At 32.6% G+C, this 23,142-nt stretch carries 23 protein-coding genes; 13 read left to right on the top strand and 10 right to left on the bottom strand.

Features of this window, described 5'->3' with window-relative positions; translation table 11 throughout:
* The 6 genes from mutS to B2217_RS08785 form a co-directional block, all read left to right on the top strand.
* On the top strand, window positions 1-1,712 hold a 1,712-nt coding region (mutS, locus tag B2217_RS08810; protein WP_291122347.1), incomplete at its 5' end, for a DNA mismatch repair protein MutS.
* A gap of 10 nt (window positions 1,713-1,722) precedes the next feature.
* Window positions 1,723-2,526 (top strand): M48 family metallopeptidase, encoded by an 804-nt coding sequence (locus B2217_RS08805; protein ID WP_180904988.1) that lies wholly within the window; start codon window positions 1,723-1,725, stop codon window positions 2,524-2,526.
* A gap of 97 nt (window positions 2,527-2,623) precedes the next feature.
* Complete coding sequence (acs, locus tag B2217_RS08800) at window positions 2,624-4,528, top strand: acetate--CoA ligase (RefSeq protein ID WP_180904987.1); 1,905 nt, start codon at window positions 2,624-2,626, stop codon at window positions 4,526-4,528.
* Between the two features lie 180 nt (window positions 4,529-4,708).
* Window positions 4,709-5,356 carry an O-methyltransferase gene (locus tag B2217_RS08795; RefSeq protein ID WP_180904986.1) on the top strand — a complete coding sequence of 216 codons (648 nt, stop codon included), beginning with the start codon at window positions 4,709-4,711 and terminating at the stop codon, window positions 5,354-5,356.
* The gene (locus B2217_RS08790) at window positions 5,356-6,120 is read left to right on the top strand and encodes a C40 family peptidase (protein WP_180904985.1); all 765 of its coding nucleotides are present in this window, start codon (window positions 5,356-5,358) and stop codon (window positions 6,118-6,120) included. Before B2217_RS08795 ends, B2217_RS08790 begins: the two co-directional genes overlap by 1 nt.
* Window positions 6,121-6,260: 140 nt before the next feature.
* Window positions 6,261-8,759: a cation-translocating P-type ATPase gene (locus tag B2217_RS08785; RefSeq protein ID WP_180904984.1), complete on the top strand. Its 2,499-nt coding sequence runs from the start codon at window positions 6,261-6,263 to the stop codon at window positions 8,757-8,759.
* Window positions 8,760-8,786: 27 nt separating this feature from the next.
* On the opposite strand, the gene B2217_RS08780 is transcribed toward B2217_RS08785, so the two are convergent.
* The 3 genes from B2217_RS08780 to B2217_RS08770 form a co-directional block, all read right to left on the bottom strand.
* On the bottom strand, window positions 8,787-9,557 hold the full coding sequence (locus B2217_RS08780; protein ID WP_280045299.1) for an alpha/beta fold hydrolase: 771 nt from the start codon (window positions 9,555-9,557) through the stop codon (window positions 8,787-8,789).
* Between the two features lie 90 nt (window positions 9,558-9,647).
* Window positions 9,648-10,214, bottom strand: coding sequence for a guanylate kinase (gmk, locus tag B2217_RS08775; protein WP_135834340.1), 567 nt, complete (start codon window positions 10,212-10,214; stop codon window positions 9,648-9,650).
* Window positions 10,214-11,074 carry a YicC/YloC family endoribonuclease gene (locus B2217_RS08770; protein WP_244957959.1) on the bottom strand — a complete coding sequence of 287 codons (861 nt, stop codon included), beginning with the start codon at window positions 11,072-11,074 and terminating at the stop codon, window positions 10,214-10,216. Before B2217_RS08770 ends, gmk begins: the two co-directional genes overlap by 1 nt.
* Before the next feature lie 149 nt (window positions 11,075-11,223).
* Here B2217_RS08770 and B2217_RS08765 point away from each other — a divergent pair, with 149 nt between their 5' ends.
* The gene (locus B2217_RS08765; protein ID WP_180904982.1) at window positions 11,224-12,534 is read left to right on the top strand and encodes a DUF4026 domain-containing protein; all 1,311 of its coding nucleotides are present in this window, start codon (window positions 11,224-11,226) and stop codon (window positions 12,532-12,534) included.
* Here B2217_RS08765 and hutI read toward each other — a convergent pair.
* The 7 genes from hutI to hemH all read right to left on the bottom strand — a co-directional run bounded on the left by hutI (window position 12,524) and on the right by hemH (window position 18,631).
* Complete coding sequence (hutI, locus tag B2217_RS08760; protein ID WP_291122345.1) at window positions 12,524-13,753, bottom strand: imidazolonepropionase; 1,230 nt, start codon at window positions 13,751-13,753, stop codon at window positions 12,524-12,526. The genes B2217_RS08765 and hutI overlap by 11 nt on opposite strands.
* Before the next feature lie 26 nt (window positions 13,754-13,779).
* Window positions 13,780-14,511, bottom strand: a complete 732-nt coding sequence (locus B2217_RS08755) for a Cthe_2314 family HEPN domain-containing protein (RefSeq protein ID WP_286474051.1) — start codon at window positions 14,509-14,511, stop codon at window positions 13,780-13,782.
* A gap of 60 nt (window positions 14,512-14,571) precedes the next feature.
* Window positions 14,572-15,102 (bottom strand): GNAT family N-acetyltransferase, encoded by a 531-nt coding sequence (locus B2217_RS08750; RefSeq protein WP_291122343.1) that lies wholly within the window; start codon window positions 15,100-15,102, stop codon window positions 14,572-14,574.
* A gap of 5 nt (window positions 15,103-15,107) precedes the next feature.
* A complete protein-coding gene (locus B2217_RS08745) occupies window positions 15,108-15,317 on the bottom strand; it encodes a hypothetical protein (RefSeq protein ID WP_125348759.1) in 210 nt (69 codons plus the stop codon).
* Window positions 15,318-15,387: 70 nt separating this feature from the next.
* A complete protein-coding gene (locus tag B2217_RS08740; protein WP_291122341.1) occupies window positions 15,388-16,440 on the bottom strand; it encodes a DUF3078 domain-containing protein in 1,053 nt (350 codons plus the stop codon).
* A gap of 26 nt (window positions 16,441-16,466) precedes the next feature.
* Complete coding sequence (locus B2217_RS08735; protein WP_291122339.1) at window positions 16,467-17,567, bottom strand: DUF3078 domain-containing protein; 1,101 nt, start codon at window positions 17,565-17,567, stop codon at window positions 16,467-16,469.
* Between the two features lie 80 nt (window positions 17,568-17,647).
* Window positions 17,648-18,631 (bottom strand): ferrochelatase, encoded by a 984-nt coding sequence (gene hemH, locus B2217_RS08730; RefSeq protein WP_291122337.1) that lies wholly within the window; start codon window positions 18,629-18,631, stop codon window positions 17,648-17,650.
* A 108-nt stretch (window positions 18,632-18,739) separates the two neighbouring features.
* On the opposite strand from hemH, the gene ruvB reads away from it, so the two are divergent.
* The 6 genes from ruvB (at window position 18,740) to B2217_RS08700 (ending at window position 23,122) form a co-directional block, all read left to right on the top strand.
* Window positions 18,740-19,777, top strand: coding sequence for a Holliday junction branch migration DNA helicase RuvB (gene ruvB / locus B2217_RS08725; RefSeq protein ID WP_038332085.1), 1,038 nt, complete (start codon window positions 18,740-18,742; stop codon window positions 19,775-19,777).
* A 200-nt stretch (window positions 19,778-19,977) separates the two neighbouring features.
* The gene (gene queG / locus B2217_RS08720; protein ID WP_286494666.1) at window positions 19,978-20,925 is read left to right on the top strand and encodes a tRNA epoxyqueuosine(34) reductase QueG; all 948 of its coding nucleotides are present in this window, start codon (window positions 19,978-19,980) and stop codon (window positions 20,923-20,925) included.
* Window positions 20,926-20,985: 60 nt separating this feature from the next.
* A complete protein-coding gene (locus B2217_RS08715) occupies window positions 20,986-21,666 on the top strand; it encodes a hypothetical protein (RefSeq protein ID WP_291122335.1) in 681 nt (226 codons plus the stop codon).
* Between the two features lie 46 nt (window positions 21,667-21,712).
* Complete coding sequence (locus tag B2217_RS08710; RefSeq protein ID WP_038332094.1) at window positions 21,713-22,027, top strand: hypothetical protein; 315 nt, start codon at window positions 21,713-21,715, stop codon at window positions 22,025-22,027.
* Window positions 22,028-22,079: 52 nt separating this feature from the next.
* Window positions 22,080-22,574, top strand: coding sequence for a hypothetical protein (locus tag B2217_RS08705; protein WP_291096270.1), 495 nt, complete (start codon window positions 22,080-22,082; stop codon window positions 22,572-22,574).
* A 29-nt stretch (window positions 22,575-22,603) separates the two neighbouring features.
* Window positions 22,604-23,122, top strand: a complete 519-nt coding sequence (locus B2217_RS08700) for a hypothetical protein (RefSeq protein ID WP_291122334.1) — start codon at window positions 22,604-22,606, stop codon at window positions 23,120-23,122.
* Window positions 23,123-23,142: the final 20 nt, after the last annotated feature.

Below are 23,142 nucleotides of genomic sequence, written 5' to 3'. Positions count from 1 at the left end.
CTCCGATGGGTGCTCGTTTATTGAATCGTTGGATGGTGATGGTATTGAAAGATTTGAAATCAATTCAACGTCGTCAAAATATTGTCGAATATTTCTACAAATTTGGAGATTTACGTTACGATCTACGCGAAAAATTAGGTCAATTAACCGATTTAGAACGTTTGGCTGGAAAAGTTTCGACAGGAAAAATTACACCTCGTCAATTACAACAATTAGCACAAAGTCTTAAAATTTCGGAAGAAATAAAAGAAGTTGCTGAACAATCAAATATCAAACAAGTTTCGGATTTATTTTCTCGAATCGAACCAATTGATCATTTAACGCAAAAGATTTTTGATACACTTTCTGACGAACCTCCGCATCAAATTGTAAAAGGAAATGTGATTAGAGAAGGTGTTTCAGAAGAGTTGGATCGATTACGAAAAATTCAGTTTTCTGGGAAAGATTATTTGGATCAAATGTGTCAACGTGAAACAGAACGAACTGGAATTTCGTCCTTGAAAATTGCGTTCAATAATGTGTTTGGTTATTATATTGAAGTTCGAAATACGCACAAAGATAAAGTGCCAGAAGAATGGATTCGTAAGCAAACTTTGGTGAATGCAGAGCGTTATATTACCGAAGAATTAAAAGAGTACGAAACACAAATTCTTGGTGCAGAAGAAAAAATTCTTGCAATAGAAAATCAATTATTTATTGAATTGTTACAAGAAATTATCACTAAACTTTTACCGATTCAACAAACGGCAAAAGCAATTGCTTTTTTGGATGTTTTGTCAACTTTTGCAGAAATAGCAGAGAAAAATAATTATACTAAACCGTCTCTTAATGATGGTTTTGAACTAAATATAAAAGAAGGTCGTCATGCTGTGATTGAGCAACAATTACCAATTGGTGAACAATATGTGTCGAATAATGTTGAGTTAAATTCAGATCATCAACAAATTATTATGATTACTGGACCAAATATGTCTGGTAAATCGGCACTTTTACGTCAAACTGCTTTGATTGTTTTGATGGCGCAAATAGGAAGTTTTGTTCCAGCACAAGCAGCAGATTTAGGAATTATTGACAAAGTTTTTACTCGAGTTGGTGCTTCAGATAATATTTCGTCAGGCGAATCGACGTTTATGGTCGAAATGAATGAAACGGCAAGTATTTTAAATAACATTTCGGAACGAAGTTTGATTTTGTTGGATGAAATTGGTCGAGGGACTTCTACGTACGATGGTATTTCAATTGCTTGGGCAATTGCAGAATTCCTACATCAAAGTGCTTTGAAACCAAAAACATTGTTTGCTACACATTATCATGAATTGAATGAAATGTCAAAATCGATGGAACGTATCAAAAACTTTAATGTCAGTATCAAAGAAACAAAAGATACAATATTATTTTTGAGAAAATTAGTTCCAGGAGGAAGTGAGCACAGTTTTGGTATACATGTTGCTAAAATGGCTGGGATGCCGAAACGAGTGGTGGACAGAGCGAATGATGTGTTGAAAGTTTTGGAAGCGACGAAAACAGATGAAGGAATCTCGAATAAAACGGAGAAAATAACGCAAGATAATATGCAATTAAGTTTCTTTCAGTTAGATGATCCAATTTTAGAATCGATTCGAGAAGAAATTATGAACACAGATATTAATACTTTAACACCTGTTGAAGCATTGATGAAATTGAATGAAATCAAAAAGAAACTCGGTAAATAAACTTAAAAATATGAAGAAAATAATTTTAACAGCTGCAGGAGCTTTAGTCTTAGCTTCTTGTGCTACAAATCCAGTTACAGGACGTAAATCGTTGTCATTAGTATCGAACGCTGATTTATTTCCGACAGCTTATAATCAGTATTCTCAAGTTCTTAAACAAGGTAAAGTGATTACTGGTACTGCTGATGCAAAAATGGTGCAAACAGTAGGGGAACGTCTAAAATATGCCGCTGAAAAATATTATCAAGAAAAAGGAATATCTTCTCAATTACAAGGTTATCAATGGCAATTTACGTTGTTGAATGCAAACGAAGTAAATGCGTGGTGTATGCCTGGAGGTAAAGTTGCAGTTTATTCAGGTATTTTGCCTGTTACCAAAGATGCAACGGGATTGGCTGTTGTTTTAGGTCACGAAATTGGTCACGCTTTGGCTGGTCATAGTGCGGAGCAAGCTTCTCAGCAAATGGCAGCACAAGGTTTAGGACAAATTGTAGGTGGATCTATTGGAAATGCAGAATATGCAAAAGTTTTTGAACAATTATATCCTGTAGGTGCACAAGTTGGTTTACTAAACTATTCTCGTAAAATGGAATTAGATGCTGATGTTACAGGATTGTATTTAATGGCGATGGCTGGTTATGACCCTTCTCAAGCAATTCCTTTTTGGGAACGTATGGCTGCGAAAAGTGGAAATGCTGGAGTTTCAGAATTTTTGAGTACTCACCCTTCTGATGCTACGCGTATGGCTAAAATAAAGGAAGCCTTACCAACTGCTTTAGCATATTACAATGCAAGTCCGTATAAAGGAAAATAGAATAGTTTTTATTCATTTATAAAATATAAGCGAGTTAATTTGATAAATTGATTCGCTTTTTTTATATTTAGTATTCAAAACCACAATTAAAATTAAAATGATTAACAATTTTAGAATCAATTCGTTTTCTGAATATAAGAAAGCGTATAAAAAAAGTGTCGAGGAGCCTGAAAAATTTTGGGATAAAATTGCTGGAAACTTCGTTTGGCAAAAGAAATGGGACAAAACACTTGAATATAATTTTGAACAAGCAGATTTTAAATGGTTTCAAGGTGGACAACTAAATATTACCGAAAATGTTTTGGATCGTCATTTAGAAAAAAATGGAAACAAAACCGCTTTAATTTGGGAACCAAATAATCCTTTAGAAGAATCTCGAATTATTACATATCGTCAATTGCATTCAAAAGTTTGTCAATTTGCGAATGTCTTAAAAAATAATGGTGTACAAAAAGGAGATCGTGTGTGTATTTATATGCCAATGATTCCAGAATTAGCCATTGCAATGTTAGCTTGCGCGCGTATTGGTGCGGTGCATTCTATTGTTTTTGCAGGATTTTCTTCTGCTGCTATAGCCTCTCGTATCAACGATGCGCAATGTAAGGTTTTGGTGACAGCAAACGAAGTTTTTCGTGGAACGAAATCAATTAACTTAAAATCAATTTGTGATGAAGCCTTAAAAGATTGTGCTTCTATTCAGTCGTGTATTGTTTATCGTCGTGCTATAGAGCCTACTTCTATGGTTGGTGGACGAGATAAATTTTGGATTGATGAAATGCATAAGGTAGACGATAATTGTCCTGCGGAAATTATGGATGCCGAAGATCCTTTGTTTATTTTGTATACTTCTGGTTCTACGGGAAAACCAAAAGGAATGGTGCATACATGCGGTGGATATATGGTAGAAACGGCTTATTCGTTCGATAATATTTTTCAAATGGAGCACAACGATATTTATTGGTGTACAGCAGATATCGGTTGGATTACGGGACATAGTTACATTATTTATGGACCTTTGGCTTGTGGAGCAACTTCGGTAATGTTCGAAGGAATTCCAAGTTTTCCTGATTTTGGACGTTTTTGGGAAATTGTCGAAAAATTAAAAGTGACACATTTCTATACAGCTCCAACAGCAATTCGTTCGTTAGCTCGTGAATCGTTAGATTATGTCGAGAAATATGATTTATCAAGTCTTAAAGTTTTAGGATCAGTTGGTGAACCAATTAACGAAGAAGCTTGGCACTGGTTTAATGATTATATTGGAAAAGGAAATTGTCCAATTGTAGATACATGGTGGCAAACCGAAACAGGTTCGATTTTGATTTCGCCATTAGCAGGAATTACGCCGCTTCGTCCAACGTTTGCAACATTGCCACTTCCTGGAATTCAGCCAGTTTTAATGGATGAACAAGGAAAAGAAGTAGAAGCAGTAAATGAGAAAGCAGAAGGACGTTTAGCAATTAAATTTCCTTGGCCATCTATGGCTCGTACTATTTATGGTGATCATAAACGTTATGTAGAAACTTATTTTTCAACATTTCCAGGATATTATTTTACAGGAGATGGAGCTTATCGCGATGTAATGGAAAATTATCGAATTACAGGACGTGTAGATGATGTGGTGATTGTTTCTGGACATAATTTAGGAACTGCACCAATAGAAAATGCAATAAATGAACACGAAGCTGTAGCAGAAAGCGCAGTTGTTGGTTATCCTCATGATATCAAAGGAAATGCATTATATGCTTTCGTGATTTTACAAGATGGAGTACAAGGTTCACCAGAACTTGAAGCAGAAATAAAAAATGGAGTTTCTAAATTAATTGGAGCAATTGCAAAACCAGATAAAATACAGTTTGTTTCAGGTTTACCAAAAACGCGAAGTGGAAAAATTATGCGCCGTATTTTGAGAAAAATTGCAAGTAACGAAACTGATTTTGGCGATACTTCAACATTATTAGATCCAGATGTTGTAACTGTTATTCAGAAAGGAAAAGTTTAAAGTAAGGCTGAGGTTAAGATTTAGCCTAAGTTTATCAAAATAATTTTCAAAACAAAAAGCATTACCCAAAAAGTAATGCTTTTTTGGTTTGATTATTTTGGATAAATTTTCTTATCTAAATTTCCTTTATATAGCCGAGATTCAATGCATTTTTTGTAATTTTGTAGACTTTTTAAAGGTATGATAAAAATTTCACCAGTTTTAGAATCGTATTTAGATCATCATGTGGATCAAGAACCTGAAATCTTGAGCCGTTTACGTGTTGAAACTTATCAATGTACAACGCAGCCACACATGATTTCGGGCGAATATCAAGGTCGTTTGTTAAGCATTTTGTCGAAGATTTTAGCGCCTAAAACTATTTTAGAGTTAGGAACTTTCACAGGTTACGCAACATTGTGTTTGGCAGAAGGTTTGACTGCTGATGGAAAAATCATTACGATGGATAAAAATGATGAGTTAGAATATCTTTGCAGAAAGTATTTTGATGAATCAGAATTTGCTTCAAAAATTGATTTCAGAATCAATGATGCGCGCAAAGAATTGAATACAATTGAAAAAGATTCTGTAGATTTAGCTTTTATTGATGCCGATAAAGAGAGTTATCCTTATTATTTCGAGAAGGTATTGGAACTTCTTCGTCCCGGAGGAGCAATGTTGGTTGACAATGTGTTGTGGTACGGAAAAGTGATGATGGAGGAGGAAGATAAGAAAGATCCTTCGACAAAAATCTTGAAAGAATTTAATGAGATGGTAACGAAAGATGAACGTGTCGAATCGATCATTTTACCAATTCGTGATGGAATTACATTAATTCGAAAAAAATAATGAAGTACGCCATTTGTCAAGTAAGTGTTGCGCCATTGCGCTCCGAAGCAAGAGATTCATCAGAAATGGTGAGTCAGGTTTTGTTTGGAGAAAAGTTGATTATTTTAGAAGAATTAGAAAAATGGACGAAAGTTCAGTTAGCTTTTGATGGTTATGAAGGTTGGCTTGATCCAAAACAAATTGTAGAAATTTCGGAAGAAGAATATAATAAAGATTCAATCGAGAAATTTGCTATCAATCCGTACAATCATGCGATGGAAAGTGGCTTGCCAATGACTTTGACAATTGGAGCTGAGGTTCGTGCTTTGAATGAAAGTAAAATCAAAATTGGTCCAAAATGTTTTGAATATTTTGGGGTATATACTTCTGGTAAAAAATCAAAAGATCAATTGGTCGAAATAGCAAAAGCCTATCTAAATGTGCCTTATTTATGGGGCGGAAAATCTTCTTTTGGAATTGATTGTTCTGGTTTAACGCAACAAGTGTACAAAATAGGAGGTTACAAAATTCCGAGAGATGCTTATCAACAAGCGGAAATGGGCGAAGTTTTGAGTTTTGTAGAAGAAGCAGAACCTGGAGATTTAGCTTTTTTTGATAATGCAGAAGGTCGAATTATTCATGTCGGAATTATGTGTGGAAATGGAAAGATTTTACATGCACACGGAAAAGTTCGCATTGATCCAATTGATACAAATGGAATTTTCAATACCGATTCTCAAAAATATTCGCATAAATTGCGATGCATTCGAAAATTAATTCCTTAATAATAGAGTAAAAATCATTTCATTCGAAATGATTTTTTTGTTTTAATTGAAATCAAATCTAAATAGGACATAATCAGTGATTAAACTATTTTTTAATTGGATTTAGCTGTAACTTTATTAAACACTAATCGATTGAAATAATGTCTATAAAAATTCCTGAAAATTTAAAAGGGTTATCTGATTCTGAAGTTAAAAAAGCTCAAGAACAATACGGAAATAATGCGATAAAAAGTGATCAAAATTCTGCTTGGTACAGCTTATTGTTTGATATTCTAAAAGAACCAATGACGTTAATTTTGATTGCTGTATCAATTATTTATGTGTTGGTTGGTGATTTGGGCGAAGCTGCATTTATGTTTGTGGCGATTGTTGCGGTGACAGGAATTTCTTTTTACCAAGATTCTCGTAATCAAAAAGCTCTGCAAGAGTTGGAAAAGTTGAACGAACCTTTGAGTTCTGTTATCCGTAATGGACGATTAGTTGAGATTCCAACACACGAAATTACAATTGGTGATTTGTGTGTGACGGAAGAAGGAAAAATGATCAATGCGGATGGGAATATTGTTCATAGTAATGATTTTTCGGTGAACGAATCTGCTTTAACAGGCGAAAGTATGTCGGTTTTTAAAGATACAGATCATCCAGAAATTTACAGTGGAACCTTGACGGTTTCTGGATTGGCTATTTTTGAAGTGACGGCTATTGGAGCAGAAACAAAATTAGGGAAAATAGGAACCTCAATTTTATCTATAAAAGAAGAGAAGTCGCCTTTGCAATTGCAGATAGAAAAATTTGTGAAAGGAATGGCAATCATTGGAATCATTGTTTTTGTAATGGTTTGCGGATTCAATTATTTTCAAACAAGAGACATTGTAAGCAGTTTATTAAACGGTTTGACTTTGGCAATGTCTATTTTACCTGAAGAAATTCCAGTTGCATTTACCACATTTATGGCATTGGGTTCATGGAAATTATTACGCGAAGGAATTATTGTAAAAAAGAGTAGCGTTGTCGAAACTTTAGGAAGTACAACTGTTATTTGTAGTGATAAAACAGGAACAATTACAGAAAATTCGATGAAATTGAAAGCTATTTATGATGCAAAAACGTCTTCTGTTTTTGATGAAAATCAATTCAAAAATGTCGAAATTTATGAGATTATACAATATGCGATGTGGAGTAGTGAACCTGTTCCGTTCGATCCTATGGAAAAAACGTTGCACCGAGTTTACGAACAAACGCAGCTTGATGAACGTAATCAATATCAAATGTTTTTCGAATATCCTTTATCTGGGAAGCCTCCCATGATGACACATTGTTTTAAAAATAAAGATAATCAACGAATAATTGCGGCAAAAGGTGCTCCAGAAGCAATTCTGAATGTTTCAAACTTATCTGAAGAAGTAATAAATCAATTAAAAAAAGTAATTGATGATTTTGGATTAAAAGGTTTTCGACTTTTAGGTGTTGCGAAATCTAATTTTGAAGAGGATAATTTTCCAAAACATCAACAAGATTTACCCTTCGAATTTTTAGGATTCGTCGTTTTTTATGATCCTCCAAAAAAAGGAATTAATACTGTGTTTCAACAGATTTATGATGCGGGAATAAAAGTAAAAGTGATTACGGGTGATAATGCTGAAACAACAAAAAGTATTGCAGAACAGGCTGGAATTTTACATGCAGAAAATAGTATTACAGGAAGTGAAATTGCTCAACTTTCGGAGAAAGATCTGTTACAAACGGCTCATGATAAAGTGTTGTTTGCTCGTATGTTTCCTGAAGCGAAATTGGCTGTTGTAAAAGCGTTGAAAGAAGATGGAGAAGTAGTGGCAATGTTGGGTGATGGGGTTAATGATGGACCAGCCTTGAAAGCGGCTCATATTGGAGTGGCGATGGGTGAAAAGGGAACAGAAATAGCGAAACAAGCTGCTCAATTGATTTTGACGAATGATGATTTAGGTAAATTAGTAGTCGGAATCGCTGCTGGAAGACGTATTTATACGAATCTCAAAAAAGCTGTTCAATATATTATTTCTATTCATATTCCGATTATTTTAATTGTTTCGTTGCCATTATTTTTAGGTTGGGCTTTTCCACAAATTTTTACGCCAGTTCACGTTATTTTCTTAGAATTGGTAATGGGACCAACATGTTCTATTGTGTATGAAAATGAACCATTGGAAAAAGATTCGATGAAAAGAAAACCTCGTCCGATGACCGAAACTTTCTTGAATTGGAAAGAGCTTTCAACAAGTATTATTCAAGGAATTATAATTACATTAGGATTGTTGTTTGTATATCAATATACTTATCAACTTGGAGGAAATGAAGAGAAAACACGTGCAATGGTTTTTACAACGTTAATTTTCTCGAATGTTTGGTTGAGTTTAACTAATCGCTCATTTTATTATAGTTTGTGGTCAAGTTTCCGAAACAAAAATAATTTAATGGTCTATGTCACAGTTTTGACATTAGTAATACTTTTTGCCATATTGTATATACAGCCAATTTCATTGTTTTTTAAAGTAACTTCATTAAATCTAAATGAATTAGGAATCGCGATGCTTGTAGCAATGCTTTCTGTACTTTGGTTCGAAGTGTATAAATGTATAAAACGTAGAAGAAAAATTGAATAAATAGTGATATTTAGGTTTATTGATTCGTTATAACGAATCAATAAACTCAACTGTTTTAGCCAAAGTTGGCGTTTTATTTTCTTTGTAAGGTGTATGTTTTGCATCAGGAACAAGATAACTTTCTTTTCTTCCTTTTACATTGTTGATAATTCCATTTACTTGCTCAATCGAACCATATTCATCATCAATTCCTTGAATAACCAAAGTTGGACATTCGATATTTTTTAATTCTTCTCGAATATCAAAATCAATAAAATCTGGGCGTAACCAAGTTTCTGTCCACATCTCAAAAACTTTCTGCGTTTTATCGCCATGATATTTTGTCAAACGTTCTTTCAAATTAGTTTCTGCATATGCAATTTTAGCATCTCTGATTCCTTGCAATGAAATTTCTTCCACAATAATGTGCGAACCAACGACAATGATTCCTTTTAAATTTTGATGATATTTTGAAGCGTAAAGCAACGTTATCGAGCCACCATCGCTATGTCCAAATAAAATAATGTCTTTGAAGTTGAAATGTTGAACCAAATCATTTAGAAAATCTGCTTCATCATGCATATAGGTTAATTCGCGATGATTAATTGTAAAAGGCGACGATTTTCCATAACCTTTTCTATCGTAGATAAATAAATTACAATTCGTTTTTTCGGCAACTTCTTTCGGGAAATCTCTCCAAAGTTGCGTAGAACCTAAAGAATCGTGTAAGAAAATAAGAGTTGGTCTTTCTGGATTTATTTCGTGGTGATAATAATGAATATTGGCGTTGTTGATTTCTAAACTGTTTTGGCTCTCCATTTTTGTTGTGATTTTTTCGAAAGCTAAAGATAACAAAAATGCCTCGATTTTATTTATTCGAGGCATTTGTTTATTTTGGTTTTAGAATTATTATTTGATGAAATCTGTAATAATTTCTAAGGTTTTCGCTTTTGCAGTTTCCAAATCGTCATTCAATAAAATGATATCAAAGTCTTTTGCTTTTTCCATTTCAATTCCCGCTTTGTCCAAACGTTGTTTCAATTTGTCTTCGCTTTCTGTGTTGCGAGAAATCAAACGTTCTTTCAAAATTTCTAAAGATGGAGGATTTACAAACACTGTTAAACATTGATCTCCGTACAACTTTTTGATATTCAATGCACCAATAACATCAATGTCAAAAATAACAGAATTTCCTTCTGATGTAATGCGATCAACTTCCGATTTTAAAGTTCCGTAAAAATTATCGCGGTAAACTTCTTCGTGTTCTACGAATTCGTCGTTTGCAATTTTTGCCTTAAATTCTTCTGGTGTTAAGAAATAATAGTCTTCTCCGTGAGCCTCACCTTCGCGTTTATCTCTAGTTGTACAAGAAATAGAAAATTTGATATTTTCCAATTGTTCTAAAGCGTAACGAACTAAAGTTGTTTTTCCTGCGCCTGATGGAGCTGAAAAGACGATTAATTTTCCTTTTTTCATTATAAAATGTTTAACGATTGTTCTTTAATTTTTTCTAATTCATCTTTCATTTGAACGACAATTTTTTGCATTTCAGAATGATTTGACTTTGAACCTAATGTATTAATTTCACGACCAATTTCTTGCGAAATAAACCCTAGTTTTTTACCATTTGATTCAGTTCCAGCTAATTCTTTCAAGAAATATTCGCAATGGTTTTTTAGACGAACTTTTTCTTCAGTAATGTCCAATTTTTCCAAATAGAAAATTAATTCTTGCTCAAAACGATTTTGATCAATATCAACTTTTACTTCTTCTAAACGTTTATTGAAACGTTCTTTGATTGTCTCAATTCGTTCTTTTTCAAAAGGCACAACTTGTGTTAAAAGCTCCAAAATATTATTCAAGTTTAAAGTCAAATATTTCTCTAAAACTTTTCCTTCGTCTAATCTAAATTGATTTAAAGCGTCAATAGCGTTAATAATTGTTGCACGAATTTGATTCCATTCGTCTTCACCCAAATCGTCTTGCGTGTACGAAATAACGTCTGGAAGGCGCATTACTACAGGTAACAATTCACCATCAGTCACATTTGGCGTGATTGATTTGAATTCTGCCATATAACTTTTGATTAATTCAGCATTTATATTTTGATTTCTTGCAGCAGGATTTAACTCTACCAACATCGAAAAATCAACTTTTCCACGTTGAACTTTTTCTGAAATAAGGTTTCTGATTTCTAATTCTTTTTCACGATAAAAAGAAGGAATTCTCGTGTTTAAATCCAGTGTTTTACTGTTTAAAGAACGGATTTCTATCGTTACTTTTTTCTCAGGTAATTCCAATACGGCTTTACCGTAACCTGTCATAGATGCTATCATAATTGTAAAATTATGCGAACAAAATTACAATAAATTAACGTAATGCGAACTGAATTATCATCTTTAATCATTTTAAAGTTTAACATTTTGCTAAAATTTTGATGAACTTAAAACATTTATCTTTAACAAAAAACAAACTAAAAATAACTATGACAAATCAAGAATTGTACAAAGGAATTGCAGAAGATGGATTGAGTTTACCTTCTACAATGGGAATTTTTCCTTCGTCGAAAGATTTTGTATTCTCGAGAGAATCAATCGAGAAAAGTTTGAAATTAACTAATTATTTTCAATTAATTAATTTTGATCTTATCGAAATTGATAAAGACGAAAATGGAGCGGTGAAGCAAGAATATCAACTTGTAGTGTCTTATTTGGAGGAAGAATTTGATGTGAATTTGTATGTTGTGGATGCGAGAAGTAACGATTATTCTGAATTTGGTTTTGGAAATATGATTTCGGATGAAGAAATGGAAATTGCAACGCAACAAGATTTTTATTTGGAATCTGTGATGTATTTCGGAAATGACGCGTTGGATAGTTTTCATTTGCAACTAAAAATTATGCAAGCCATTGTCGAGAATCCGTCTATTGTTGTCGATTTTATGCCTTATCGTTTGCTTTCTGGTAAATGGGCGAAAGTGACAGCAGAGTCAGAAATTCCGCCTGCGCCTTCGTATTTATATGTGATTCATGGCGTTTATGATGAGGACGAAGATGGCGATCGCGTGTATTGGATGCATACGCATGGTTTGCATCGTTGCGGTTCTGTGGAATTGGAAATGTTGAACATCAAAGATGGAGTAGAGCAGATGAATTCGGCTTTGGATATGATTGTAAATGCGTTTATTAAACCAGATTTTCGTTCGCCAGAAAATGAAGAATTTAATATTGGTTATGATGGTTTGGATATTACATTTTGTTGGAAACGTTGGGAAGATGTGGTGAAAGATTATCCTGCAACAATTCCGGGAGGTTACAATGAGCGTCAGCCAGAAAACGAAAATTACGAACCTTGTGGCGTTTTGTTAGGGGTTCAAGAAGGACATACATTAACGCCAGAAGTTTATGCGGCAACAATTGCAGATAATCCGATTTTCTTTATCAGCGATCAGGAAACGGAACGAATGTCAGCCTTGGCTTATCAACGTTTTGAATCTTATAAAAAAGCATTTAACACGTATTTTAATCCAGAAGCAGATGAAGAAAATTATTATCGATTTTTAATCAAATTAGGATTTGATGTTGATCATGAAATGAATAAGGAACATATTTGGTTTGATGTGTACGGAATCAATGAAAACAACGAAATTTTTGGTGTTTGCTTGAATCGTCCTTATGCTGTAGAAGGTTTGAATGAAGGAGATGAAGGTCTTTATCCGCAAGAAATGATTACCGATTGGTTAATTTACACGCCGACAAACACCATCACTCCTGATAATATTTACACTATTGATTAATCAACGCGCCATTTTTCCAAACATACGTTGGTTGTAATTGCCCTTGATAATAGATAATATTACGATAATCGAAGGTAGAGAAGCTTATAAAATCGGCTTTTTTACCTTTTTCTATTGTTCCACGATCAACTAAATTTAAAGCCTTTGCAGCACGAAAAGTAATTGCAGCTAAAACTTCTGCCATTGATAATTTCTCAAAAGTAGCTAAAACAGAAGCTTGTGTCAGAAGATTTCCCATTGGAGCTGAGCCAGGATTCCAATCCGAAGCAATCGAAACGCAACAACCAGCATCTAACAATTTTCGAGCAGGTGCATATTGCATTCCCAAACCGATAGAAGCGCCAGGTAAAACAGTTGCAACAACATTAGAATTCGCAAGGTTTTTCACTTCTTCTTCACCAGAAAATTCTAAATGATCTGCACTCAATGCATTATATTTTGTTGCTAAATAACTTCCTCCAGCTGTAAATTGATCAGCGTGAATCGTAATTTCAAATCCTTGATTTTTTGCTTCATTCAAGAAATAATCGCCTTCTTCAACAGAAAAAGCAGATTGTTCCACAAAAATATCGATACGATTTGCTAAATCATCAGCTTTCAATTTTGGAAAAACTTCTTTGACTAAAAGTTCTAAATATTCTTGATTTGAACCTTCGAAATCTTTTGGTTTCATATGTGCACCCAAAAAAGTTGGAACTAAATCAATTTCGCTTTCTTGATTCGCCATATTTATCGCTTCCAACATTTTAATTTCGCCTTCAACAGAAAGTGCATAACCCGATTTAACCTCAGCAGTTGTGATTCCTTGTTTGGCTAATTGCGCAATATGTTTTATGGTAATATCTTTCAGTTCGTCAACCGTTTTTTTACGTGTTTCTGTTACTGTAGACCAAATTCCACCACCACTTTTGGCAATTTCTAAATATGTTTTTCCATCCAAACGCATTGCGAAATCTTTGGCGCGATTTCCTCCAAAACAAACATGTGTGTGTGAATCTACAAATCCTGGAAGAAGAATTTGTTCTGTTTCAATTCGTTCAATTTGGATGTTTGGATGTTGTTGAGAAAGCGTTTCGAAATTTCCAATTTCTACAATTGTTTCATCATCAATAATAATTCCTCCATCTTCGAGAACTTCGACTTGGTTTTCGTGAATAGCACCTTTTAAAGGTAAATTGGCAAGTGTTATAATTTGTCTGAAAGGACCGATTAATTTCATTTTTGTTGTTTTTTTTGATTAAAGATTTATTTCAGTTTTACTTTCATCTTACCATATTCAACTTGTAAAAAATCAAAAATAGGAATCAAATTTGAAAAACAGTTGCTATTAATTTTTGAAAATTCTGATTTTGTTTCTTTTATATACTTTGTTAAAACGTCTTTTCTAAGATCTTTTGTGAGTTCTAAGTTCATATTATTATATTTATCAAGAAAATTTGATTCATACAAAACATGAATTTTTCTAAGTTTTTTTTCTAAATATGAATGTTTATGAATTATAGTATTTCTTTCGCCAATATATTTAGTATTAGAATTTTTAAATTGTTTAAAAAGTTTTTCAAAATTTGTTCTAGAAACTTTAAGATTTGTCAAAACTATTCTATCATTAACGTTTTTTTCATCTATACATAAATGAAAAACAGCATTTACTAATTGTAATAATCTGTCATTTATTGAACTTAATCTTATAATATAGTTTTCAACATTATAAGTTAAATGTTGATCTCTAGTAACTTTACTTTTTTTACTATAATTAAAGTTTGATAATAATTCAATTCCATATTCCAATTGATAACATAATTGAATTAAATGAAAAAAATAAAAACCTGTTTTGTGTATATAAAATTCATATTCACTAAAATTAGCATCTAAAATTTCAACTTCAAATATATCAATATCACGATCTTTAGAAATTTCTATAGCATCATTCAATAATGTTTTTAAAAATTCGTGATTTTCTAATTCGTCTAATTTCATTTGTGAAGTTTTATTATACACATAACGCAAGTTTACGAAATTTAAGGGAGAAGAGAAAAGTTAATCAGTTGATAAAATAGCGTAGCCATAATTATCTGCCCAGCCAGATTTTAGAGGAAGTAATTGTCTTGTATGCGCTTCTCGTATCATGCCAACTTTTTCAAGAACTTTGTAAGATCCAATATTATCAACAGCGCATCCAGCTTCGATTCTGTGAAGATTTAACGTGTTGAATCCAAAAGAAATAATTTCTTTTAAAGCTTCTGTTGCAATTCCTTTGTTCCAAAAATCTGGATGTAATTTGAACCAAATTTCTGCATTTTTGTATTTAGCTCGACCTAAATTTAGAGAAATTAATCCAGCAAATTGATTATCATTTTCGATAACAAAAGTATAAGCTTGTGGTTGTTCTCCTTGATTAGACTTTACTAAATCTTTTACATGAAGAACGGTTACTTCTATATTCTCTGGAATTCCTAACGTGTTATATTGATCAACTTCTTCGATAGAATGTAATTGGTGAATTGTTTCAGTATCATCAATTGTGACTGGTCTTAAAGTTAATCGTTCAGTTTTAAGAATTACATTCATAAAAATTACTTTTTCTTCAAATAAGTAGGGTCGTTAGGGTATTTGATAACTTTGACTAATGTAATAATTGTAAAAATAACGAAGATTAATATCACGATTGCGCTAAGAATGATGCGGTTATTTTGTTCGTTGTTGAACCCAAGGTAAAACTCGAAAGCTGCCCAAACAATCATTAAAATTTGTGGTAATAGTGCGCCGAAAATATTTTTTGTCATTTTATTCTTCTATTGAGCTGTAAAAATAAGAAAAATAAAAAACCTGCTTATTAAAAGCAGGTTGAAAATATTATTGAGCGACTAATTTTGTTTCATTAAGAATTGGTTCCTTTTTCAGAATGTTAGTTGCCACTTCTACAGTTTCTTCTTTTTCTTCGAAAATTGGCGCTTCTTGTATAAATGCAGTTGCTGGCGCTTCTTCTACTTTTGGTGGAGTGTTATCAAATTTGTAATTAAATCCGATACCAAGTGTTTGTTTTATCTGCGTTTTCTTGATTTGATCTTCATCATACAGTAAATTTAAACTTACTTGTGCCGAAACAAACTTGTTCACTTTCATATCCAAAATTCCTTGATAAGCAACGTCCATATTTCCGAAATTTTTCAGGTAATCTGCATAGATTCCGACACGGTTATCATAAGAAATTCCTTCCATAATTTGTAGTTTATATCGCGCACCTAAATATGCACCGAATTCAAATAAAGTATTGTCTCCATCATTTTTAAGTCCAAAATTTCCTTTTTTCTGTAAATCTTTGTCTAAGACAAAGGTCATTCTTGGTGTAAATGGATGAATATTAACTTGGAAATTTTCGTTAGGTTTGTAATCCACACCCAAACCTAAGCTTAAATAACCTGGAGCCATTAAGCCTGAGATCTTCGTTTTTGGATCTGTTGAATAATCAAAACCATCTGTAAATTGCGTACGAAAATTCATAGAGGCAGCTAAATACCAATTATTTCCGATGCTGTAACCATAAGAAGAAGTTAAGTCGATAACATCATTTGTTTTGCGAGAACTTTCACCTTTGTTAGTCTGGATTCCATAGCCCAAAACGACACGATTATCCCAGATATGCTTTTCTTTTGTCAAGTTAAATTCGTAATCTAAACTTCCGTTCAGCGCAAATGAATTTACACCTCCCGCAACCCAATTACTGAATGCACTTTGAGAAAATAAAAGTGAATTATTTCCTGAAACAAACCAGCCAGGTTGACGACCATCAAATTTCTGATCTTTTAAATAACGCTTGCTATCAGTAGCTACTTTACCATCTTTTACTGTTTGCGCAAAAGTTGTAGCACTTCCTAAAATTGCTAATGTAAATAAAATTTTTTTCATATAGATTGGTTGATTTAATAGTTATTTTATTCCAAAAATATGGATTCTGATTTAATATACGTTGATTTTTCGTCAATTGTATTTTTATCAAAAACTTGATCATAGTTTTGTTTATCCAGTTTTATTCTAGGTAATTTGACTGGGGAAATGCCAGATGTATCGAAATATGGGAGAATTTCCTTCTTTCTACGTTTCTTCTTATCTTTTTTCTTAGTACTGTCTATTTTATACGTTAAGCCAATCCCAAGAGCTTGTTTAAACTGTGTTTGCGCAACTTGATCTTCATCATAAATCAAATTGATAGTTAATTGCGTGGACATAAAATTATTAATTTTCATGTCTAATAATCCAGCATATACAATATCGAGGTTATAAAATTTGTTCGAATAATTGGAGAAAATTCCAATATTATTATCGTAAGTGACATTATCAAAAAGTTTTACCTTATAACGTCCACCTAAATATGCACCAACTTCGAAAAGAAATGTATCGCCATCATTCCGCAAACCATAGGTTCCTTTCTTTTGCAAATCTTTGTCCGCTACAATTGTTGTTCTTGATGTTAAAGGTTGAAAACTGACAGAAAAATTAGAATTTGGCGTATAATTCGCACCGACCCCAATTGTTACATATGCAGGCGCAAATAAGTTTGATAGTTTTGTTTTTGGAGTTGTTCCGTAATTGTAACCTGTAGAAAACTGTGAACGAATATTAAGTGATGAGGTTAGGTACCACTTTTCTTTTATCAAATATCCATAAGAAGTTGTGATATTTAGATTGTCAGCAGTTTTACGTGTTCCATTGGTTTTATTATCTAAAAAACCATATTCAAAAATAAAACGATTGTCCCAAAAGTGTTTCTTTTTTCGGAAATTGAATTCGTAATCAGTTTTTGCATTTAGTGAAACCGAATTTTCACCTCCTGCCATCCAATTGGAAAAGGTATTCTGATTAACGGTTAAAGTATTTGCACCATAAATTTCCCAACCCGATTTTCGTCCTGTAGTATCCACTTTAGATTTCAGATATTTTCGACCATCAATAATTAGATTTCCACTGGTATCTAAAAATTGAGCCGAACTAAAAAGTGATAGGACTAAAAAAATAATTGAGAAAATTAGTCTCATTTTAAAAAAATATCTTTGTTTAAAATTGAAAAATTCCAAACAAAGATATCTAATTTATTTTGTAAGGCTAAAAACCTTTCTTAATTATTTTGCCAACCTTTCAACCATTTCACTAATGTATCCACCCATTCTTGACGATCATTCAAACAAGGGATGTATGTAAATTGCTTACCACCAGCTTTTAAGAATTCTTCTTGTCCTTCCATCGAAATTTCTTCCAAAGTCTCCAAACAATCCGAAACAAAGGCAGGGGTGCAAACCGCTAAATTCTTAACGCCTTGTGCAGGAAATTCTTCTAACATGTGGTCTGTATAAGGTTTAATCCAAGGGTCACGACCTAAACGAGACTGAAAAGAAGTGGTATATTTATCTTCTGGTAATTGCAAGTATTCGGTTACCAAACGTGTTGTTTCAAAACATTGATTACGATAAGTTTCAATAGGTAATTTGCTCGCTTTTGCAGCACGAAGTGCTTTATTATCGTGACGTTCTGGAATTCCGTGATAAGAAAACAATAATTTATCAAAATTCTCAGGTAATTTTTCTTTGATAGAATCTCCTAAAACCTTGATATAATCTGGATGATTGTAAAAAGCTTTCAAGAAATTAATCTTAGTGTCTTTGTAACTTTTTTTCTGAATTTCAAGCACTTTATCCGCAACAGTTTCTGTAGAAGACATTGTGTATTGAGGGTATAAAGGAACAACCAAAATGTCGCGAACACCTTTGTCATAAAGCTCTTGTAAACCAGCTTCTATCGAAGGGTTTTTGTAACGCATTGCCAAAACAACTGGAATATCCATTTGTTTTTGTATCATATCTCTCAAAATTTTAGAGTAAACAATTAAAGGAGAACCTTCTTTTGTCCAAATTTTTCGGTAAGCTTCAGCAGATTTTTCGGGTCTTTTTGGTAAAATAAATAATTCAACAATAGTTTTACGAATAATCCAAGGAGAATCCAAAACTTTCTTATCCATTAAAAATTCGCGTAAATAAGTTCTTACGTCTTCAACATTGGTAGAATCGGGCGAACCTAAATTCACTAATAATATTCCTTTGCTCATAATTCTTTTTATCTAAAAAAATATTGCGTTCTTTGTAGTTGTAAAAGTACGGAGGATAATTTAATTTGTCCTTCGTAATATCATCATTATAATTTATATCATCATTTTATGTCAGATTTATTAAATCCTGATAAAGAATTTTATCCAGATGACGATCTAAATCACGAAAATACTGTTCGTCCGCAAAGTTTTGATGATTTTGCTGGACAAGCGCATATTCTAGAGAATTTAGAAGTTTTCGTAAAAGCGTCTAAACTTCGTGGCGAAGCATTAGATCACGTTTTGTTGCACGGACCTCCAGGTTTGGGAAAAACGACATTAGCAAATATTATTGCGAATGAATTAGGTGTAGGAATCAAAATTACATCTGGACCAGTTCTCGATAAACCGAGTGATTTAGCTGGTTTATTGACGAATTTGGAAGAAAATGATGTGCTTTTTATTGATGAAATCCATCGTATGTCTCCCGTTATCGAAGAATATTTGTATTCGGCAATGGAAGATTTTAAGATTGATATTATGATCGAATCTGGACCAAATGCACGTTCGGTTCAAATTGGTTTGAATCCTTTTACATTAATTGGTGCAACAACGCGTTCTGGTTTATTAACTGCGCCGCTTCGTGCTCGTTTTGGAATTAATTTCCGTTTCGAATATTATAATGTTGAATTATTAAGTACGATTGTTGAGCGATCTTCTCGTATTTTAGACACACCAATTGACGAAAGAGCGGCGATAGAAATTGCAGGTCGTAGTCGTGGAACTCCTCGTATAGCAAATGCTTTATTGAGAAGGACTCGAGATTTTGCACAAATTAAAGGAAATGGAAAAATTGATTTATCAATTGCTGAATTTTCTTTAAAAGCTCTAAAAGTTGATGATAATGGTTTAGATGAAATGGATAACAGAATTTTATCAACAATTATTGAAAAATTTAAAGGTGGACCAGTCGGAATTACAACTTTAGCAACAGCAGTTGGAGAAAATGGTGGAACATTAGAAGAAGTTTATGAACCGTATCTCATTCAAGAAGGTTATTTGATGCGTACTGCTCGTGGACGTGTGGCAACAGAAAAAGCTTTCAAACATATTGGTGTAAAATATCGTGGAGAAAATTCACCTCAAACCGATTTGTTTGATTTGTAATTTTGTTCTAAGTCATTCTGAGCTTGTCGAAGAATCTTAACGATTTTCTTACTCTAATAAATCGAAAATGGCTCACACGACATATTATTCTTGCGTTAGGAGGAATCTAAGATTCTTCATTTCACTCACGTTTCATTCAGAATGATAAAATTTAATCTCGTCGATATAATAATTATAAATTCATAATTACGAATTAACTAATGCTCCTTCAAACAGAAGAACATATCAAAATAAAATGGTCCCATCGAATCAAAGAAAAAGCTGAAGCATTGGGATTTATTTCGTGTGGTATTGCCAAAGCAGATTTTTTGGAAGAGGAAGCTCCACGTTTAGAGTCTTGGTTAAAGAATAATTATCATGGAGAAATGCAGTATATGGAAAATCATTTCGATATGCGACTGGATCCTCGAATTTTGGTCGAAGGAGCAAAATCTGTGATTTCGTTGGCGTATAATTATTACCAAGATTTAGATCGAAATCCTAATTCTTACAAAGTTGCGATGTATGCGCAAGGCGAAGATTATCATTTTGTCGTGAAGGAAAAAGTGCGCGAGTTGTTAGATTTTATTCAAGAAGAAATAGGGGAGGTGAGCGGAAGAGCTTTTACCGATTCAGCACCAATTCTGGAACATGCATGGGCGAAAAAAGCTGGAATTGGTTGGGTTGGAAAAAATTCGTTGACGTTATCTAAACAAAAAGGTTCGTTTTTCTTTTTATCCGAATTAATTATTGATTTGGATTTAGCTTATGATTCTCCAATTGAAACTGATCATTGTGGAAAATGTACGCGTTGTATTGATGCTTGCCCAACTGAGGCAATCTTACCCAATAAAACAGTGAACGGAAGTCAGTGTATTTCGTATTTTACAATTGAATTGAAAGATCAAATTCCGACCGAAATGAAAGGAAAATTTGATGATTGGATTTTTGGTTGTGATCTTTGCCAAGAAGTTTGTCCATGGAATCGTTTTTCGTTGCCAACGAAAGAAACTCGTTTTGTTGGTCATAAGAAAATTAATCAATTCTCGAAGAAAGATTGGGAAGAAATTACAGAGGATGTTTTTCGAGAAATTTTTAAGAAATCACCTGTAAAACGTACAAAATTTGATGGTTTGAAAAGAAATATCGATTTTGTAAAATCACTATAATTCGTGAAAATTTTTGGTTTAGATTTTGTTAGCTTTACTTCAAGAAAATCGAATCAAAAAATGAAAAAAAGTTTATTCATTCTTACTACTTTTTTAGGCTATTTTGTGCAAGCTCAATTTGGGATTGTGCAAGATAAAGATGGTTTTGCAAATGTGAGAGATGATAAAAATATTTCGTCTAAAATTGTTGCTAAAGTCAATTCAAATTCAATTTATCCAATTGATTCTGATGAAGAAAACTCGAAATGGTATTTGGTTGAATATCAGCCTGAAAAAGCTGGTTTTGTTTACTATGATCGAATCAAAAAGTTAGAAGATTTTGAAACTATTTCACCAACTTCAGTCAATGATTCTAAAATAGAATTTTCGGTTGCTGATTATACCATTCAGCTCGAAACGCAAGAATTTAATTCGAAAAAACATAAAATTTTCACGGAAGGTGATTTTGTTTATGCGATTGATGAAAAAGATTTTCTTGGTTCGGATGGAATGATTCCTCAAACAGAATTCAAATCGTTTAAAATATCATTCAAAGGAAAAGAAATTATCATTCCAAAAGAATATTTTACCAATTTGTATAACGCAAATTTATCAGCTACAAAACTTACTTACAATAAAGAGTTAAATCAATATTATTTGTTCGGTACATATAGCGATGGAGCTGGTGTTTATGATGCACTTTGGGTTTTGGATAATGGAAAAATTGTAAAACATATTGCTCAAATTAATGCTTATGCTTAGTCGATTTTTTTCAATTTTAGGGTGCTTCTTGCTATTCACTTCGATAATGTTTGCTCAAAAAGTAACGACTTCCAAATTTGGAGATATTTCGTACGAAATGAAGCAAAAACAAGTTGCAGCTTTAACACCAAATCAATTAGCTCTTTATGATGTAAATAATGCAGAAATGCCTGAACAGGACATTGAGTTGAATGGAATTAAATATCATATTTCGTACTATAAAAATTTGAAAACAAAACAATTCGAAGTATGTATGGTTTCGTCTGTCAGCTCTAAACTTTTGACTTTATCAGGAATAAAAGTTGGAAGTTCGTTGGACGATTTATGGAAAGCGTACAAAAAATATGATATTTCGGTGTAAGATATTTTTGAAGATGATGAGACAGAATCGGGATATTTAAACAATAAAATTTATGAGGATTAAAATAACTTTATTAGGATTTTTCTTGCTTTCGGTTGTTGGATTTGGTCAGATTTCTACAACACGAATGAATGAACTGAAAATTGGTATGCGTCCGTTCGAAGTGTTGAAATTGTTAGGTGAAGAAATTGCTGCAATTGTTGATGAAGGAGAAACGAATGTCACCCTAAAAGGGATTGATTATACAATCGAAATAAGAAGTGGTTATTTGAGTAAAACAGAAAATGACACCTATTTAAGTTCTATTTCTACAACAAGTAAAAATATCAAAACTTTGTCTGGAATTGGAATTGGTAGTACGTTGGAGGATTTGTGGAAAGCTTATTCGTCAAAATATAATGTGTTGTTGGATAAATCGAATAATAATAACAGAGAATTTAGAATTGATGATAGAGAAAATGGTGTTATATTGACTTTTTCTTTGAAAAATGAAATTGTAACAACAATAAGATTGAGTTCTTATAACCCAGAAGAATGTACACTTTAAAATAATGATTAAAACCTAAATACATAAAAATGAAAAAAATATTTTTTATAGCTGCTTTTGTAGCTGGAATAGCTTTGCAAGCGCAAGTTTCTACAACTCGTATTAATGACGTAAAACTTGGAATGAAATTGTCTGAATTAGAAAAATTAACTGGACAAAAATTCAAAATAAAATTGAATGAATATGGTTATCCTGATGGTGATGTAACAATTGTCTCTAAAGGAGTAACATATAAAGTTGGATTGACAACAAATGGTGAGGAGACAGCAGGTTCTTCTACTTTAACTGTATATAGTGTAAAGTCTTCGGATTCTAGTCTTAAAACATTATCTGGAATTAAAATTGGCTCATCTTTGGATGAGTTAATTAATAAATATAAAAATCTGAATATTTCTATTTTCGATGGTTATGATGATAAAACGGATAAAAGAACAAAGGCTTTTCGTTATTTTAATGTAGAAGATCAAGATGCAGGTTCAATATTACAATTCAAATTGGTAAATGATAAAGTAGCTTCTTTTGATGTGATGTATAACGAAGGTTGTTAAAATAAATAAACAAAAAATTC

Origin of the sequence: Empedobacter sp. UBA7620, assembly GCF_002484185.1 — a bacterium.
Lineage (GTDB): Bacteria > Bacteroidota > Bacteroidia > Flavobacteriales > Weeksellaceae > Empedobacter > Empedobacter falsenii_C.
This window is presented reverse-complemented; position numbering and strand designations above follow the sequence as displayed.